This is a genomic window from Crossiella sp. CA198, assembly GCF_052078295.1.
Taxonomy (GTDB): Bacteria; Actinomycetota; Actinomycetes; order Mycobacteriales; family Pseudonocardiaceae; genus Crossiella.
Genome location: NZ_JBQJIM010000060.1, coordinates 1 through 16,564 on the forward strand (window position 1 = coordinate 1; position 16,564 = coordinate 16,564).

Annotated in this window: 12 protein-coding genes; 4 read left to right on the forward strand and 8 right to left on the reverse strand. The window is 70.3% G+C overall.

Going from position 1 to position 16,564, the window contains the following annotated elements:
- Positions 1-662 precede the first annotated feature (662 nt).
- Entirely contained in the window at positions 663-1,319 is a 657-nt protein-coding gene (locus ACTOWY_RS44360) for a GNAT family N-acetyltransferase (protein ID WP_441315620.1), read from the reverse strand.
- A gap of 219 nt (positions 1,320-1,538) precedes the next feature.
- Positions 1,539-3,476: a BTAD domain-containing putative transcriptional regulator gene (locus ACTOWY_RS44365; RefSeq protein WP_441315621.1), complete on the reverse strand. Its 1,938-nt coding sequence runs from the start codon at positions 3,474-3,476 to the stop codon at positions 1,539-1,541.
- Between the two features lie 395 nt (positions 3,477-3,871).
- On the opposite strand from ACTOWY_RS44365, the gene ACTOWY_RS44370 reads away from it, so the two are divergent.
- Genes ACTOWY_RS44370 through ACTOWY_RS44380 form a run of 3 tightly spaced genes read left to right on the forward strand, consistent with a single transcriptional unit; the run spans position 3,872 to position 7,885 of the window.
- Positions 3,872-5,566 carry a hypothetical protein gene (locus ACTOWY_RS44370; RefSeq protein WP_441315622.1) on the forward strand — a complete coding sequence of 565 codons (1,695 nt, stop codon included), beginning with the start codon at positions 3,872-3,874 and terminating at the stop codon, positions 5,564-5,566.
- The gene (locus tag ACTOWY_RS44375; protein WP_441315623.1) at positions 5,563-6,870 is read left to right on the forward strand and encodes a cytochrome P450; all 1,308 of its coding nucleotides are present in this window, start codon (positions 5,563-5,565) and stop codon (positions 6,868-6,870) included. Before ACTOWY_RS44370 ends, ACTOWY_RS44375 begins: the two co-directional genes overlap by 4 nt.
- Before the next feature lie 10 nt (positions 6,871-6,880).
- Positions 6,881-7,885 (forward strand): polyprenyl synthetase family protein, encoded by a 1,005-nt coding sequence (locus ACTOWY_RS44380; RefSeq protein WP_247756346.1) that lies wholly within the window; start codon positions 6,881-6,883, stop codon positions 7,883-7,885.
- A 109-nt stretch (positions 7,886-7,994) separates the two neighbouring features.
- Here the strand turns inward: ACTOWY_RS44380 and ACTOWY_RS44385 are convergent, their stop codons facing one another.
- Positions 7,995-8,972 carry a UbiA family prenyltransferase gene (locus ACTOWY_RS44385; RefSeq protein WP_441315624.1) on the reverse strand — a complete coding sequence of 326 codons (978 nt, stop codon included), beginning with the start codon at positions 8,970-8,972 and terminating at the stop codon, positions 7,995-7,997.
- A gap of 26 nt (positions 8,973-8,998) precedes the next feature.
- Here ACTOWY_RS44385 and ACTOWY_RS44390 point away from each other — a divergent pair, with 26 nt between their 5' ends.
- The gene (locus ACTOWY_RS44390) at positions 8,999-10,189 is read left to right on the forward strand and encodes an FAD-dependent monooxygenase (protein ID WP_441315625.1); all 1,191 of its coding nucleotides are present in this window, start codon (positions 8,999-9,001) and stop codon (positions 10,187-10,189) included.
- Here ACTOWY_RS44390 and ACTOWY_RS44395 read toward each other — a convergent pair.
- Genes ACTOWY_RS44395 through ACTOWY_RS44415 form a run of 5 tightly spaced genes read right to left on the reverse strand, consistent with a single transcriptional unit; the run spans position 10,110 to position 16,391 of the window.
- A complete protein-coding gene (locus ACTOWY_RS44395; protein WP_441315626.1) occupies positions 10,110-11,342 on the reverse strand; it encodes a cytochrome P450 in 1,233 nt (410 codons plus the stop codon). The two genes, ACTOWY_RS44390 and ACTOWY_RS44395, sit on opposite strands and share 80 nt — an antisense overlap.
- Positions 11,339-12,043, reverse strand: coding sequence for a class I SAM-dependent methyltransferase (locus tag ACTOWY_RS44400; RefSeq protein WP_247756338.1), 705 nt, complete (start codon positions 12,041-12,043; stop codon positions 11,339-11,341). Before ACTOWY_RS44400 ends, ACTOWY_RS44395 begins: the two co-directional genes overlap by 4 nt.
- Positions 12,036-13,985, reverse strand: a complete 1,950-nt coding sequence (locus tag ACTOWY_RS44405) for a KedN5 family methylcobalamin-dependent radical SAM C-methyltransferase (RefSeq protein ID WP_441315627.1) — start codon at positions 13,983-13,985, stop codon at positions 12,036-12,038. The genes ACTOWY_RS44400 and ACTOWY_RS44405 overlap by 8 nt, the downstream gene beginning before the upstream one ends.
- Positions 13,986-14,028: 43 nt before the next feature.
- Positions 14,029-15,186, reverse strand: a complete 1,158-nt coding sequence (locus ACTOWY_RS44410; RefSeq protein ID WP_441315628.1) for a cytochrome P450 — start codon at positions 15,184-15,186, stop codon at positions 14,029-14,031.
- A 14-nt stretch (positions 15,187-15,200) separates the two neighbouring features.
- Entirely contained in the window at positions 15,201-16,391 is a 1,191-nt protein-coding gene (locus ACTOWY_RS44415) for a cytochrome P450 (protein WP_441315629.1), read from the reverse strand.
- Between the last annotated feature and the right edge of the window lie 173 nt (positions 16,392-16,564).

Sequence of the window (16,564 nt, forward strand, 5' to 3'; positions counted from 1 at the left end):
AGACTGGTTGTCCAACGGAGTTCCTGCCGACAGTGATCTTGGTCGATTTCTGTTCTAGCAGGGACTCCGTTGGCTGTTTCACCAGGCTTGACAACCAGCCCCAAACACTAACTACGCGGCATTGCGGTTAGCCCGGGGGACGCGGACCGCTTGCGGCTGAACCGAACGGCTGGTCGGGAGGCGTAGACCAGTTTGCGGCTCGGCTGAAGGGTTGGCCGGGGGCCTGGTCCGGTTGCGCCCCGACCGAACGGTTGGTCGAGGTGCACGACCCGGGCGGATGCGGACTCCGCCGAAGGGTTGGCACAGGTGCGATGCGGGCCGGTCGCCCCGGCCGGCTGGCACGCGGCGGGGCGCAGCTCTGCCTGGTTGGGCGCCCCAACCGAACGGTAGGCAAAGGCGCCTGACGCTGACCGGTTTTGCGGCCCGACCGGATGGTTGGTCAGGATGCGCAACACAAGCTGATCCCGCACCCCGGCCGAACGGTTGGTCGGGACGCATGACGCAGGCTGGTTCCGCATGCCGACCAAACGGTCGGCCGGATGCGCGACACCGACTGATACCGCACCCGACCGAACGGTTGGCGGCCCCATGACGCAGCTGGTTCCGCACGCCGACCGAACGGTTGGTCGGGGCACGTGACTAGACCGGGGCGCGTGACCGGGTCAGGCTGCGTGGCGGGGGCTGGTGGCCATGACCACCGTGGCCTCCGTGACCCAGCCCAGGGCGGTGTAGAGCCGTTCGCCATCCGGGCTGGCGAACAGGATTCCGGTGCTGGCGCCCTGGTTCGCGGCCTCGGTCATCAGGGCACCCATCACCACGCTGCCCAGGCCCCGGCGGCGGTGGGCGTCAGTGGTCACGATCTTGTCCGGGATGGTGTCCGTGCCGATCACGGCGGCCAGGCCGCTGGCGGCGAGGTCCCCTGACTCGTGACGGACCTCGGCCGAGATCACCCGGCCGGTCACCGTGGTGTGGCAGGTGTATCCGGCGGGAGCGGGGCGTCGTGGATGCGTGGCCACTTCCCTGGTCATGATCCATTCGCGATCGGCCCGCAGGGTCAGGCCGGCCGCGCGCAGCACCTGCTCGACCTCCTCGGGGTGGTGCGTCGGGACCGTGAGCAGGGTTGGTTTTTCTTGGGTGGCAACGACATCGGCCAGTGGGCGGATTGATTCGGGGACCGCGTCGACGTGCAGGGTGATCAGTTCGCGGTGGCGGTCGGGCTGGCCGAGCAGGAAGTCCAGGGCGCCGTGGGACTCCACCGGTGGCGCCCAGCCACGGCATTCGCTCCAGCCTTGCTGCCAGCGGCGGATCAGTTCGGTCATGCGGCGCGTCCTCTCGGTCCAGCCGGACCCTAACCGCGCACCGATGCTGTTGCAAGTCATTTGCAATAAGGGCTCGTCAGCAGAACCGGTCGACGTGGTCCGCAGCACTGGACCGCCGGGCGAGCTGGCTCGCACGAAGGGACCCCTCCGGGAGCGGGCCTGCCCGTCAACTCGGCAGATGCACCCGCCCCCGGTGGGAACCGTCCCGGCGCGCCGGGCTCAGGCGTCCTCGGCCTGGGCGCGTTCGGTGGCGTAGAGGCGGAGTAGGTCGTCCAGGGTGTAGCTGCCCGCGGGGGCGGCTCGGATGAGGTGCTGGGCGGCGAGGCGGTCGAGCATGTGGTCGGCGTCGTGGGAGGTGCCGTCGATGAGGGCGGCGACGGTTTCGCCGGAGAAACCGCCGTGCACCAGGCTCAAGCGGCGGAACAGGCGTTGGGTTGGCAGGTCCAGGGTGCCGTAGGAATGGTCGAAGGCGGCCCGCAGGGACAGGTGCTGGTCGCTGTCGACTTCCAGGGCGGCCAGGCGGTTTCCGTTGTGCAGGGCCAGGACGTAGTCGGCGATGCGGTGGTGGGGGTGGTTGACCAGGTTGGCGGCGGCGGCGCTGAGCGCCAGCGGAAGGTGGGCGCAGAGGCGGGCGAGTTCGGCCGCTGCCTTGGGTTCGGCGCGGACCCGGTCGGGGCCGAGCATGCGGGCCAGGGCACGCAGGGAGTCGACCGGGCTGAGCACGTCCAGGTCGAGCAGGTGGGCGCCGTCGCTGGCGGCCAGGCTGCCGAGGCGGTGTCTGCTGGTGATCACCACGAAGCAGCTCGGACTGCCCGGCAGCAGTGGGCGGATCTGGGCGGGGTGGGCGGCGTTGTCCAGTACTACCAGCACTTTGCGGCTGGCCAGCAGGGTTCGGTAGAGGGCGGCGGCCTCATCCGCTTCGGCTGGGACCTCATCGGCGGGGACGCCGAGGGCACGCAGGAATCGGGCCAGCACGCGGCTGGCCGAGACCGGGGCGTTGCCGTGCAGGTTGACGAAAAGCTGGCCGTCCGGGAAGCGGCCGCTGGCCCGGTGTGCCCAGTGCACGGCCAGGGTGGTTTTGCCGACGCCTGCCGCGCCGACGATGGCCGCGGCGTTGACCGTGCCCGCACCGGTGTTGTCCGCCCCGGCGAGGAAGGCGTCCAGCTGGGCCAGGTACCGGTCCCGCCCGGCCAGGCCCGGGATGTCGCTAGGCAACTGGGTGGGCACCGGGGCACCCGGATCCCTTGGGGTGGAACGGGAAACGGTGACCGGCGGCAGCGGCAGTTCGCCGCGCAGCACCCGCAGATGCGCCTCCTGGATCTCCGCGCCGGGGCCCACGCCCAGTTCCTCGGCCAGCCGGGCCCGGATCTCGGTGAACAACCGCAGTGCCTCGGCCTGTCTGCCGCAGCCGGCCAGCGCGAGCATCAGCCGGGCGTGCAGGCCCTCGTGCAGTGGCTCGTCGTGCACCAGTGGGCGCAGCCGTTCCACCGCGGGTTCGTGCCTGCCCAGCGCGATGGACAGATCGGTATAGGTGAGCAGTGCGGCCAGGCGGCGCTGGGACAGGGCGATCGCGGCCGGGTGCTGGCGCAGCCGGGACCCGAGATCGACCAGCACCGGGCCGCGCCAGCGGTGCAGGGCCGAATCGAACAGTTCCAGCGCCGCGCCCGCGTCCTCGGCGGCGCGTTCGGCGTGATGCACCAGCTCGTCGAATTCGAGGAGGTCCAGCTGACCGGCTTCCACCGGCATCCGGTAGCCGTCGCGGACCGCGGTGATCACCGATCCCCTGGCCCGGCCCTCGCGGCCGGGTTGCAGGCCACGGCGTAGCCGGGAGACGTAGGAGTGCACCAGCCCGGCGCAGGTGCGCGGTGGGTTGACGCCCCAGAGGACGTCGATGATCTCGTCCCGGGTCACCACCCGATCGGGTTGCAGGGCCAGCAGGCCCAACAGACATCGTTGTTTGAGCGGACCGATGTCCACCTGGCGGTGTGCCTGGTAGACGGTGAGCGGGCCGAGGATGTTCAGCCGCAGCGGTTTGCGGCCACGGGGCGGGGTGCCGCCGCGTGGCCGGACCTGTTCTCGCCGGATGCCGACCTCAGCTCGTCCCTCCCGTAGTTCTCCGCCTGATCTCCTGCTTAACGAACCATGTTCCAATGTCACGCCCGCAGCCCCCAGCCCTGGCGTTATGCCCTCCGACCACCGCACGACCTCAACAAGTGGCCAATACTGCCAGAGCGCGGACGCATTGACTACGCTCGCCGCTGATCTCAGTTAGTTGATTGCATCGAAATAATCCGGTTATCGTGATCTTAAGGTTCGCACCCCGCTGCCCTCCACCGCGTTTCCACTGCTGCAGCCGGGTGCAGCCGAATGCAGAACCTCCGGCAACACCCCAGCTCAGGGCCTGTTGCGGGGAGGCAGGCAGACGGGTGACGGGCTCCAGTTCCGGTCCAGCCGGGCGGCCAGGCGATCTCGGTACGGTAATGACCGGGCTCCTTACCTGAAACATCGGCAAATTGGGGTGGCCGCGCATGGTTTTTGTGAACGAGCCAGTTGTGAATTCCACGGAGCTGACCGGGCGCGCGAGCGCGGGCGTGCACAAGGCCGTCGATCATTTGTATACGCGGCAACGCCCGGACGGCGCCTGGACGGACCGGCTTTCCTCCTCCACGGTCTCCACCGCACTGGGTTTGCTGGCCCTGGCCAAGGCCGACCGGGAACGCTATCGGGAGCGCCTGAACCGCGGCCTGGCCTGGCTGCGCGCCCACCAGCGCGCCGACGGCGGCTGGAGCATGGCCGACGCGCACCCGCCGAGCAGCCCCGGCATGACCGCCTTCGCCATCGCCGCCTGCCACGAACTGGACCCCGAGGGCAACCGCGAGCGGATCGCCAAGGGGTTCGCCTTCATCGAGGCCAACGGCACCGACGCGGTCATCCCCGGCATGCGTGGCCCCGGCCCGAAAACCTGGCCGGCCGCCGCGCCGTTCGCGCTGTCGCTGGTGGGACTGCGGGACATCACCGAGCAGCCGACGCTGCCGGTGGAGGTGATGTTGCTGCCGCCCAAGCTGCGCAACAAGGTCTCCATCGGCATGCCCGCGGTGCTCGCCCTCGGCCTGATGCAGGCCAGGGTGCTGCCCGCCAGTCCCCCGCGACGGCTGCTGCAACGCCTGGCCCAGCCGCGGGCGCTGGCCTGGCTGCGTGCGGTGATGGCGCCCAACGGCGGCGTGGAGGAGTGCCCGATGCTCTCCGCGCTGATCTTCCTCGGGCTACAGGCCGCCGACCTCGGCCCTGACCTGCAACAGGGTTCCCTCGACTACCTCCTCGACACCCAGCGCGAGGACGGGTCCTGGGCCATCGACCGCGACCTGGAGATCGCGGTGACCTGCTACGCCGTGCACGCACTGGCCGAGCACACCGACGTGGCCGCCGACCCTCGCCTGCGGCCCACCAGGGACTGGCTGCTCTCCACCCAGTGGACCGAACCGTTCCGCCCGTTGAAGATCCCGGCGGGCGGCTGGTCCTGGAACGTGCCCTCGGGCTGGCCGGAATCCGAGGACACCGCGGTGGTCCTGTCCACCCTGGGCCTGCTGGGCCTGGACCGCGAGCATCCCGGGGTGGTGGCCGGACTGCGCTGGCTGCGGGTGCGGCAGAACCGCAACGGTTCCTGGTCGGAGTGGGTGCGCAATTCCTTCATCCTCAACGACAAACCGTGCACCGGGGTCACCGCGCACGTGCTGATGGCCATGCACCAGCACAACGAGCCACGCTCGCGCTGGGCGCCGGTCGACCGCGCGCTGCGCTGGTACCAGAAGGACCAGCTGCCGGATGGATCGCTGCCCTCGCTGTGGTTCCGGGACGGCACGCACGGCACCGCCAAGGTGCTGGAGACCTACGCCGAACTCGGCATCCCGCGGGATCCGGTGGCGCAACGGGCCAAGCAGTGGCTGTGGGACAACCAGGCGCCCTCCGGCGGCTGGCCGCTGACCGTGCAGACCAGCGCGCCGGGTGAGACCGCCGAGGAGACCGCTTGGGCGGTGTACTCGTTGCTGCGGGCCGGAGAATCGCCGTGGGACCCGCGGGTGCTGCGCGCGGTGGACTGGCTGCTGGCCCGGCAGGACGAGCAGGGCACCTGGGCGCCCGCGCCGACCGGGCTGTACTTCGAGGACCTCTGCTACAGCGACGACCTGATCACCCACACCTACACGCTGCGCGCGCTGGCCCGCTGGCTGCGCCAGGCCGAGCGGGCATGACCGGGCTCCCGCCGGGTCCGCGCACACCGGTGCTCGCGCAGACCGTGCTCTCCGCGGTGCGGCCACTGGCCTTCGCCGAATCCTGCCGCCGCAAGTACGGGGACCTGTTCACCATCAAGGTCTTCCCGGTCGGCACCGTGGTGTGCGCGGCCGATCCGGCGGTGATCCGGCGCGCGGTGACCGCGGAATCCTCCACCCTGCTGGCCGGGGACGCCAACCGGGTGATGGACTTCGTGGTCGGGCCGCGGTCGGTGCTGTTGCTGGACGGGCCGGAACACGTGCGTTGCCGTCAGGTGCTGCTGCCGCCCTTTCGCGGCCCCAGTGTGGCCGCCTACCAGGACACCATCGCCGAGATCACCGCCGAGGCGGTGCGGGACTGGCCAGCCGGGGTGCCGGTGCGGTTGATGCCGCGGATGCAGCACCTCACCCTGGAGATCATGATGCGGGTGGTCTTCGGCATCACCGACCTGCGCAGGCTGACCGGATTGCGCGCGCTGGTGCCGCAGCTGCTGCACATGAACCCGGCGGTCGTGCTGTTCCCGTTGCTGCGCAAGGACTGGGGCCGGTGGAGCCCTGGCGGCAAATTCGCCAGGGTGCGGGCCGCGGTGGACGAGATCCTCTTCGCCGAGATCGCCCGGCGGCGGCGCGAGGACACCGACAGCACCGACGTGCTCTCGCTGCTGCTGCGGATGCGGCACGCCGACGGGCAACCTGCCACCGACGAGGAGTTGCGGGACAACCTGATCACCGTGCTCGCGGTCGGCCACGAGACCACCGCGACCACGCTGTCCTGGGCCTTCGAGCGCCTGGTCCGGCACCCGGAATCGTTGGCCCGCCTGCAAAGCGAGCTGGACACCGGTGCGTACGAGTACCTGGACGCGGTGATCAACGAGACGCTGCGGGTACGGCCGGTGGTCGGCGACATCGCCCGGATCCTGGCCGCACCGGCCACCATCGGCGGTTACCGGCTGCCCGCCGGGATCATGCTCGCGCTTTCCCTTGGCCTGCTGCACTCCAGCCCGGAGCGCTACCCCGAACCGGCGGCGTTCCGGCCGGAACGCTTCCTCGATCAGCCGCCGGGACCGGAGTTGTTCCTGCCCTTCGGCGGCGGGCCGCACCGGTGCCTCGGCGCGGCCTTCGCCATGACCACCATGCGCACGGTGATCGCCACCGTGCTGGCGCGGACCCGGCCCCGGGCGGCGGCCCCGGGACCGGAACGGCAGCGGGCCCGTGGCCCGGTGCTCGCGCCCGCCCGAGGGGCGGAGGTGGTCCTGCACCGCCGCACGGCTTTCCGGACCAGGTGAGGAGCACAACATGCAGTCCGCTGATCCCCGACCCGAGCTGGTGCTGGCCGGGCTGGCCGAGGCCGCCGAAGAGAAGTTGCGCACCCGCTGGTCCCGCACGTCCAGCCTGCTGAGCACCATGTGCCACTACGCTTTGGTGCCCTCTGGCAAGTTGTTCCGGCCGATCCTGCTCCTGGAATCCGCCTGCGCGGTGGGCGGTTCGGCCGAGATGGTGCTGCCGGCCGCGGTCGGCGCGGAGTGCGGGCACGTGGCCAGCCTGATCCACGACGACATCATCGACGGCGACGAGCTGCGCCGCGGCCGCCGGTCGGTGCACAGCCGGTTCGGCGCGGGCAACGCGATCGTGGCAGGCGACGCGCTGATCTTCGACCTGTTCGCCGGGCTGGCCGAATGCCGGTGGACCGGGGTGCCGGACAGCCGGGTGGCCGCCGCGCTGGAGGCGGTGGCCCGCTGCGGGCTGGACCTGTGCCGAGGGCAGAGCATGGAGGAGGAGCTGTGCCGGGGCCTGCGCTTCGACCTGGACTCCTACCTGACCATGATCCGGCTCAAGACGGCGGCCTTCTTCCAGGGCGCCTGCGAGAGCGGGGCGATCCTGGCCGGTGGCACGCCGGAGGAGGTGGAGGCGCTGTCCCGGTACGCGCTGGCGCTGGGCACCGCGTTCCAGATCCAGGACGACATCCTGGGCTACACCAACACCACCGAGGAGATGGGCAAGGACAACACCAGCGACAGCCGCAACGGCCGGCTGACCCTGCCGGTGATCCTGGCCTACCGCAACGGCGGCCACCCCGAGCGCAGGCTGCTGCGGCAGGCCCTCACCGGCGAGGAGGACCTGGGCCACCGGCACGAGCTGATCCTGGACATCCTGGACCGGACCGGCGCGCTGGCCGCGGCGAGCAAGATGGCCTGGCACTACGCCGAAGCCTCCGGCACCGCCCTGCTCCGCCTGCCCCCCTCCCCCAGCCGCGACCGCCTGGCCCTGTTCGGCCAGCTCGCCATCGACCGCGACCGCTAACCCCCACCACACCCCGAGTGTTGGCCGAAGTGGGACGCCGAGTTGGCCCAACTGGTACGCCCACTTCGGCCAACTTGGTGTACGAGTTGGGCCAACACTCGGGGTGGGGTCAGCGGCGGAGGGTGGGGTGGTCGCGTTGGCGCATGAAGGCTCGGGCCACGCCGGTGAGGATCACCGCCGGGGCCAGTACGGACACCGCGAGGGCAGGGCGGCCGGCGACGGCGATGAAGCCGGTGGCCAGGATCAGGCGTTCGCCGACCAGGATTTCGTGGGCCTTCAACGCGGCCAGGCGCGGGATCGGGCGCGGGGCCCGGGTGAGGCGGAGTTGGCAGAGTGCGCACAGGGGCAGGGCCAGGGCCAGGAACGGCCACAGCCAGCCCAGGTCCAGCTGTCCGGCCAGCACCAGTGGCCAGCCGACGGCCAGGGCGATCCAGAGTCCATTGAGGACAGTCAACATGCGCAGCGAGGCGGCGTCGCCGTGGCGCACCGGGTAGGTCCGGTAGCCGCCTTCGCGGTCGCTGTCGGTGTCGCAGAGCGCGCCGACCAGGTTGGAGGCCGAATCGTGCAGCCAGAACGCCAGTGCCAGCGGCAGCAGCTCCCACGGTGGTATCGCGGTGCTCGCCGTGGTGCCCACCAGGAAGGCCAGTGCGGTCGGCACCCCGCGCATCAGGTTCCCGGCGATGCCCCGGGCCTTGAAGGTGCGGCTGTAGGAGATTCCCGAGACCACCGCGATCGCGCCGAGCACCAGGTTGAGCGGGTTGAGCACGATGGCGAACACCAGGCCGAGCGCGATGGTGAGGACCATGCCGGTGAAGGCGGTGCGCGGGCTCATCCGGCCGGAGGGGATGGGGCGGTGCGGTTTGGCGGTGGCGTCGAGTTCGCGGTCGAAGTAGTCGCCGCCGTACAGCGACGCGATCCAGCCGCAGGTGGGCGCGGCCCAGGCGGCGAACAACCGCCAGGTCTCCGGGTCGGTCTGGCCAAGGCGGGCGGCCAGCACGGCCCCGGCCAGGCCGACCAGGCCGGCGTAGAACATCGAGTCGGGGCGGCAGATCTCCAGGTGGGCCAGCAGGACCCGTCGGGCGTTCACACGGACTCCCTTCCAGGACAACGGTCATGACCCCGCTCGCGGTGATCGCCGGGGCCGGGGTGGCCGGACTCACCGCCGCGGTGGCGCTGAGTCAGGCTGGCTGGCGGGTGCGGGTCTTCGACCGCGACCCGGTGCTGGAACCACTGGGCGCCGGGCTCGGCCTGACCCCGAACGCCTTGCGCGCCTTGGACGTTCTCGGTCTCGGTGACGCGGTGCGGGACCGGGGCGCGGTGCAGGAGACCGGCGGCATCCGCCGTCAGGACGGTCGCTGGCTGGCCCGCTCGGACCTGGCCTTCATCCGGGCCCGTTTCGGGGACCCGGTGCTCGGCCTGCACCGGCGGGACCTGATCACGTTGCTGGCCAACGCGTTGCCCGAGGGAACGCTGCGCACCGGGGTCACCGTCACCTCGGCCACCCCTGGCGATCACGACCGACTCTCCTTGGTGCGCACCACGCTCGGCGAGCTGACCGCGCACCTGGTGGTGGCCGCCGACGGCATCGGGTCCAAGCTGCGCGGCGCGCTGTTCCCGGAGCACCCCGGGCCGGTCTACGCCGGGTACACCAGCTGGCGGATGGTGGTGCCGATGCCGGACTACCCGGTGGCGGCCACCGAGACCTGGGGCCGCGGCACCCGGTTCGGCGTGATGCACCTGCCCGACGGCCTGCTGCACCTGTCCGCAAACTCGGTCGCGCCGCCCCGGCAACGGGCCAGGGACGAACGCGCCGAGGTGCTGGCCCGCTTCGGCAACTGGCACCCGCCGATCCCGGACCTGCTGGCCGCGGTAAAGCCGGGCGAGGTGCTGCACCACGATGTGGCCGAGCTGGTCCGTCCACTTCCGACATTCCACAGTGGACGGATCGTGCTGGTCGGTGACGCCGCGCATGCCATGACCCCCAACATCGGACCGGCCTGCCTGGCCATGGAGGACGCGGTGACCCTCGGTCTGCTGCTGCCAGCGGCCAGGGAATCAGAGCTGGCAGCGGCCCTGGCCCGGTACACCGCGATGCGGCTGCCGCGGGCGGTGGCACTGGCCCGCCGGTCCCGCCGGGTGGGGCTGGCCGGGCAGTGGACCTGGCCGCCGGCGGTGGCCGCGCGCAATCTGGGCATCCGGCTCGGCGGGCTGCTGCCGAGCAGTGTCACCGCGCGGGCGCTGGATGCTTCGGTGGACTGGTGGCCGCCCGCCAGGCCACCGGCAGCGCGGTCAGCCCGCGGATGAGCTGCTGGGTCTTCCAGACCAGCTCCTCCGCCGGCACCGCCAGGTGCAACCCGGGCAGGCGGGCCAGCAGCCGGTCCAGCGCGACCTGCAACACCATCCGGGCCACCGAGGCGCCCAGGCAGTGGTGCGGGCCGTGACTGAAGGCCAGGTGCGGGTTCTCCGGGCGGTGGAAGTCCACCCGCTCCGGACAGCCGAAGGCGGCCGGATCATGGTTGGCCGCAGCGGGATCCACCAGCACCGGTTCCCCGGCGCGGATGAGCACCCCGCCCACTTCGATGTCCTCGGTGGCGTACCGGGGCAGCCCGGCCCCGGCTTCCAGGGGCACCCAGCGCAGCAGTTCCTCCACCGCGGCCGGCATCAGCTCCGGATCGCCGCGCAGGGCGTCGAGCAGGTCCTGGTTGGTGAGCAGCACGAAGGCGAAGTTGGGGATGTGCGAGGCCGTGGTCTCGTACCCGGCGACCAGCACGGTCATCGCCAGCATGATCAGTTCCGGCTCGGAAAGGTCGGCCTCGCCCTTGGTGACCATCGCGCCCAGCACGTCGTCGGTGCGTTCGGTGCGGCGGCGGCGCAGCAAACCCTCCAGGTAGTCCCACATCTGCCCGGCGACCTCCTCGGAGCGCTCCGGGCTGACCGCCGAGGACAGGGCCAGGTCCGACCATTCGCGGAACTGATCCTGATCGTCGCGCGGGATGCCGAGCACCTCCGAGATCACCGTGTTGGTCAGCGGCAGCGAGTAACCCGCCACCAGGTCCTGCACCGGACCGGCGGCGACCAAGTCGTCCAGGAGGCTCTCGGCGACCTCGATGGTCCTGGGGCGCAAGGCTTCCGCGCGGCGCTGGGTGAAGGCGCGGGCGACCAGGGTGCGGACCCGGCTGTGCTGCGGCGGGTCCATGGTCACGATGCCGGTGGTGGAGTTGTAGGGCATGGAGCGCGGCACGTCCCGGCCGTGCATGGCCTCCCGGGAGAACCGCTGGTCGACCAGCACGAATTTGGCGTCCTGGTAGCGGGTGACCAGCCAGGCCTGTTCGCCGAAGGGCAGGCGCACCCGCAGCACCGGTTCCTCCCGGCGCAGCCGGTCATAGAGCGGGTCCAGGCGCAGGCCTTCCACGGCGAAGGGGAAGGCCCGCGCCTGGGTGGCGGGATCGGCGGTCATCGCAGGCGCCAGCCCAGCAGATCGTCCGGCGCGTCGGCCCGGTCGAACCCGGCCGCGGCCAGTTCGGCGTCCAGTTCCGATTCGGTCACCGGGTAGGCGTCGATCTCCTCGCGTTCCTCGATCCCCGGCTCGTCGCCGACGGTGATCCGGTAGGACCAGCTCAGCCGCAGCACGCCCTCGCGCACCGGGCGGCCCTCGTACTCGATGTCGTAGCGGGCCCGGCCGACCTGGAGGCTGCCCGCGGCGGGCGGGATGGCCTCGGCGGAGGAGGGTTCGGGCCGGTCCTGCAACAACAATCCGCCGGGGTTGAGCGAGTCGGCGCAGACCTGCCACAGTTTCTGCCGCTCCGCCGGGGAGAAGCAGAGCAGCATGCTGATCAGCACCACCGCGTCCACCCGCACCGGCAACCGCACTTCCAGGGCGCTCATCGGCATGACGGTGACCCGGCGTTGCAGATCGGGCCTGCGGGCCAGCCGGGACATCAGCACCGCGCGCATCGGCGCGGCCGGTTCGACCGCGAACACCTCGCCGGCACTGGCATCGGCGATGGTCTCGGTGACCAGGCCGGTGCCCGCGCCCATTTCCAGCACGCCGTTGGCGCAGTCGGCCACCGCCTTGGCCACCGCACGCTGGGTGGGTTCCTTGTACGGCAGGGCGAAGAGTTCGTGGTACTGGGCCATATACGTGTAACGGTCAGTCATGGGATACCACGCCTCTCCGGTTGTCACTGAACATCTCCCGCGCCAGCCTGCCCATGTAGTAGACGATCTCCTCGTGGTTGGTGGAGGTCACGAAGTTGCGGGCGCCCGCCTTGTAGTACAGCGAGGTTTCCTGCTCGCCCACGGTGTGCGCGTAGGACTCGCCGCGGCGCAGCGCCAGGCACATCGCGGGCACGTCGCAGGCCAGCGTGATGTGGTGGCGCACGTGGAACAGGTCGCCTTCGACCTCCACCAGCGGCAGGGTTTCGTTGGCGTACAACGGCGAGGGCTCCCGGCCGGGACTGCTGTAGGCGGGCAGGGTGAGCAGGTCGTACTCGAAGGCGGTGTCCAGCAGGGTCGCGTGCTCGCTCGGCACTCGCGGCAGCAACGATTCGCGCCACCAGCGGCGCAGCTCTTCCTTGGCCTCCACCGTGCCGTAGACGTACTCCACCACCGGGCCGAGCACGTCGGAGTCGGTGAAGGAGCTGTTCAGCCCGTGCTGGAAGGGTTCGGCCGCCGGATCGGTGCTGCGCTCGAACCAGTCGATGAGCGAGCGGATGGTCTCGGACTGGGTGATGCCGCCGAGTTCGCGCAGCGGGCCCCACAGGAAGCGGAACACCGGGTTCTCCGCGACCAGGCGGGAGAAGAAGATGAACCGGTGCATGTACCGGTTGTCCTGCGGGGTCATCGTGTTGTGCGCGATGAGGTACATGAAGTCGTCGTTGTTGCCGCGCACCGTGATCAGCCCGTGTTCGGCCCGTTTTTCCGCGTAGGCGGTGTTGGGCAGGATCAGCATCGGATAGACCGCGACCCGGGAGACGTGGTTGGCCAGCCGGTCATAGCCTTCCATGAAGGACTCGACGGTCTCCCCCGGCGCGCCCCAGATCAGTTCGGCGTAGCAGGCCATGCCTTCCTTGCCAAGCCATTCGGCCAGGCTCTCCCAGTCGTTGACCTTCATGTTGCGCCGCTGCATGCCTTCCAGCGCATCAGGATTGAGGGTCTGCAGGGCCAGGGTGAACGAGCTGTGCAGCCCGGCCTCCTTCATGGCGCTGACGATCTGGTAGAAGAGCTTGGACTTGTTCTTGGCCCAGGAGGTCTCGATGCTCTTGGGGAAACCGAGTCGTTGCCGGATCTCGATGACGTCCTCGACGAATTCCAGGTCGATGGGCAGCATGCCGAAGTTGGCGTCGCACATGACGATGGTGTGCACCTTGTGCTTGGCGAACAGCTCCACCTCCTGGCGCAGCCGTTCCCGAGAGAAGGCCCGCACCCGCTGCCCGACCGCGCCGCCCCAGTAGCAGAAGGAGCAGCGGTAGGGGCAGCCGCGGTTGGTCTCCATCAGCGCCACGTCGTAGCGGAAGTTGCCCTCGTCGTCGGTGAGTTCCAGGGTGCCGGTGAGCACCGGGGAGGCGATGGTGTCCAGGTCCTCGATGCGCGGGCGTTCCTCGGTGGTGACGAAACCGCCGTAGCCGGACTGGAAGGAGATGCCCAGGATGCCGCCGAGTTCGTTGCGGGCCTTGCCGTCCAGGTGCGCGTGCAGGATGTCGCAGAAGGTCAGCTCGCCCTCGCCGTTGACCACGATGTCCACGTCCGGGAACATGCCGAAGACCCGTTTGGCCTGGTTGGCCACGTGGTTGCCGCCGAAGACCACCCAGCCGTCCGGGTTGATCTGCTTGAAGGTCTCGGCCAGCGCGGCGAAGGACCGGTAGTTCCAGCCCAGCACGGAGAAGGCGATGATGTCCGGCGCCTGTTCGGCGAAGAGTTCGCTGGCCATGCCGAAGAGGGTTTTGCCGCCGTCGAAGTTGATGATCCGGATGTCCATGGCGGCGGCCAGCCGCTCGTCCTGCAACGCGGTCGCCTTGAGGTACCCGGCGGCCAGCGGCATGGATTCCAGGGCCATTTCCCAGATTCCCTGCTGGATCAGCCACACCCGTGTCCGCGTCATGGGCTCCGTCCTCACCTCTGTGTCCGAAGTAGACAGTGCGTGCTCACCAGGCGACCGGCAGCGCGCTGGGGCCCTGGTCGAGCAGGCCGGCTCGTTGCGGCAGTTCCGCCACTGGCACGGCCAGCCGCAGGGTGGGGAAGGTCTGGGTCAGCGCGGTGAAGGCTTCCTGGAGTTCGAGCCGTCCGACCGCGGCGCCCAGGCAGTGGTGCACGCCGTGCCCGAAGGCCAGGTGCAGGTTGGCCGGTCGGGTGCGGTCGAAGCGTTCGGAGTCCGGGAAGCGCTGCTCGTCCCGGTTGGCGCAGGCCGGGGGCGCGATCACGGTGTCCCCGGCCTTGATCAGCACCTCGCCGACCCGCACGTCCTCCTGCGCGATGCGCACCAGGCCGCCGATTTCCGAGGCATAGCGCAGGATCTCCTCGATCGCCCCTGGCACCAGCGACGGATCGTCCACCAGGTCCTGGTAATCCTGTGGGTGGGTGAGCAGGGTGAGCGCGCCGAGGCCGATGGTGTTGCCCGCGGTGACGTAACCGGCGATCAGGATGCTCTCGGCCATGGTGAGCAGTTCCCGCTCGTTGAGCCGGTCGTTGTCCTCTTCCCGCACCGAGATCAGGTCGCTCAGCAGGTCAGGCCCGGGGTTGCGTTGTTTGTCCGCGATCAGCCCGGCGCAGTACTCGTCCAGGCTCTTGCCCGCGGCCATCACCTCCTCCTGGCTGAACGCGTCCAGCGACAGGATCGCCTCCGACCAGCGCCGGAAGTCGGCCTGGTCGACCACTGGCACACCGAGCAGTTCGGTGATCACCCCGATGGACATGGGGAAGGCGAAGATCTCCACCAGGTCCGCGGGCGGTCCGGCCGCGGCCAGGTCCCCGGCCAGTCGCTTGGCCAGGTCCTGCACCTTGGGGCGCAAGGCTTCCACCCCGCGCACGGTGAAGGCCTTGGACACCAGCCGCCGCAACCGGGTGTGCCCCGGCGGGTCCTGGAACAGCGAGTCCTCGGTGGCCGCGGCCGCACCCGGCGCGCGCACGCCGAAGCGCAGATCCGAGAGCACAAAACGGATATCGTCGTACCGGGTGACCAGCCAGGCCGGTTCACCGGAGTTGGTGGTGACCCGGCTGACCGGCTCCTGGGCCCGTAGCCGCGCGTACTCCACCGGCGGTTCGGTGACGGACGGGCGGGCGAACGGGAAGGGCGGTGCCCCCATCGGCGTCTCCTTCGTTACCAGGTCACGAGCAGGGCGGCGGGGCTCTGGTCGAGCAGGCCGGTGCGCATCGGGATGCGTTCGGTCGGCAGCACGGTCCGCAGCAACGGGAAAGCCGAGCTGAGCACCTCCAGGGTGACCTGGAGTTCCATCCGGCCCAGCGCGGCGCCAAGGCAGTGGTGGATGCCGTGACCGAAGGCCAGGTGCGGGTTGTCCGGCCGGGTGATGTCGAAGCGGGCCGGTTCGGTGAACAGCTCCGCGTCACAGTTGGCCGCGCCCAGCTCGGCGAAGACGGTGTCGCCCTTGCGGATCAGCGCCGAACCCAGTGGCACGTCCTGTTTGGCGATGCGCATCAGGCCGCGTTTGCCGAACTGGCAGCGCAGGATCTCCTCCACCGCGCCCTCGATCAGCCCGGGATCGGCGACCAGGCGGTCGTACTGGGCGCGGTTGGTGAGCAGGGTGAGCATGCCCAGGGTGATCGCGTTGACCGTGCTGACGTGCCCGGCCACCAGCAGGGTGACCGCCATGGTGCGCAGTTCCCCGGTGCTGAGCCGGTCATCGTCGGTGTCCCGCACCTCGATCAGCGCGCTCATCAGATCGCTGCCGGGTTGCTGCCGCTTGGCCTCGATGAGTTCGGCCACGTACCCGTTGAGGTTCTGCCAGGCCGCGCCGATCTGTTCGGGAGTGTGCGCGGTCATGCTGACCACGGCTTCGGACCAGGCGCGGAACTCCGCCCGGTCCGGCGTGGGCACGCCGAGCAGTTCGCTGATCACGTTGATGGACAACGGGAAGGCGAAGTCGGTGACCAGTTCGGCAGGCGGGTAGTCCTGCGCCATCGCCCCGGCCAGCCGTTCGGCGGTACGCAGCACCGCGGGCCGCAGCTCGGCCATCCGGCGGGCGGTGAAGGCCCTGCCGACCAGGCGGCGCAACCTGCTGTGCCCCGGCGGGTCCTGGAACAGCGACTCCTCCGGCCCGTCCTCGGCGTTGTCCCCGGCCGCGCCGGCGAAGCGGATGCTGAAGCGGGGATCGGCGAGCACGAACCGGACGTCCTCGTAGCGGGTCACCATCCAGGCGTGCGTGCCGTTCTCGGTGACCACCCTGGCCACCGGGTTCTCCGCCTGCAGCCGGGCATAGGCCGCCGGTGGTTCGGTGATCGAGGGCTGCGCCAGCGGCAGGGACACCGCCGGGGCACGCTCGGGTGCGCTCATCCACGTCTCCTCACACCGCCGCCGGGGATCCGGAATCGAGTCCTGACGCTAAGCGGGTTGCCAGAAGTTGTGTCCGTAACTCGCGGGAGTTGACCTTCCCTCGAACGTGAAGAGCCCCGTCGGGTTGGATTGAGTTACCACACACAACCGACCCGACGAGGCCTCCTTCAGTA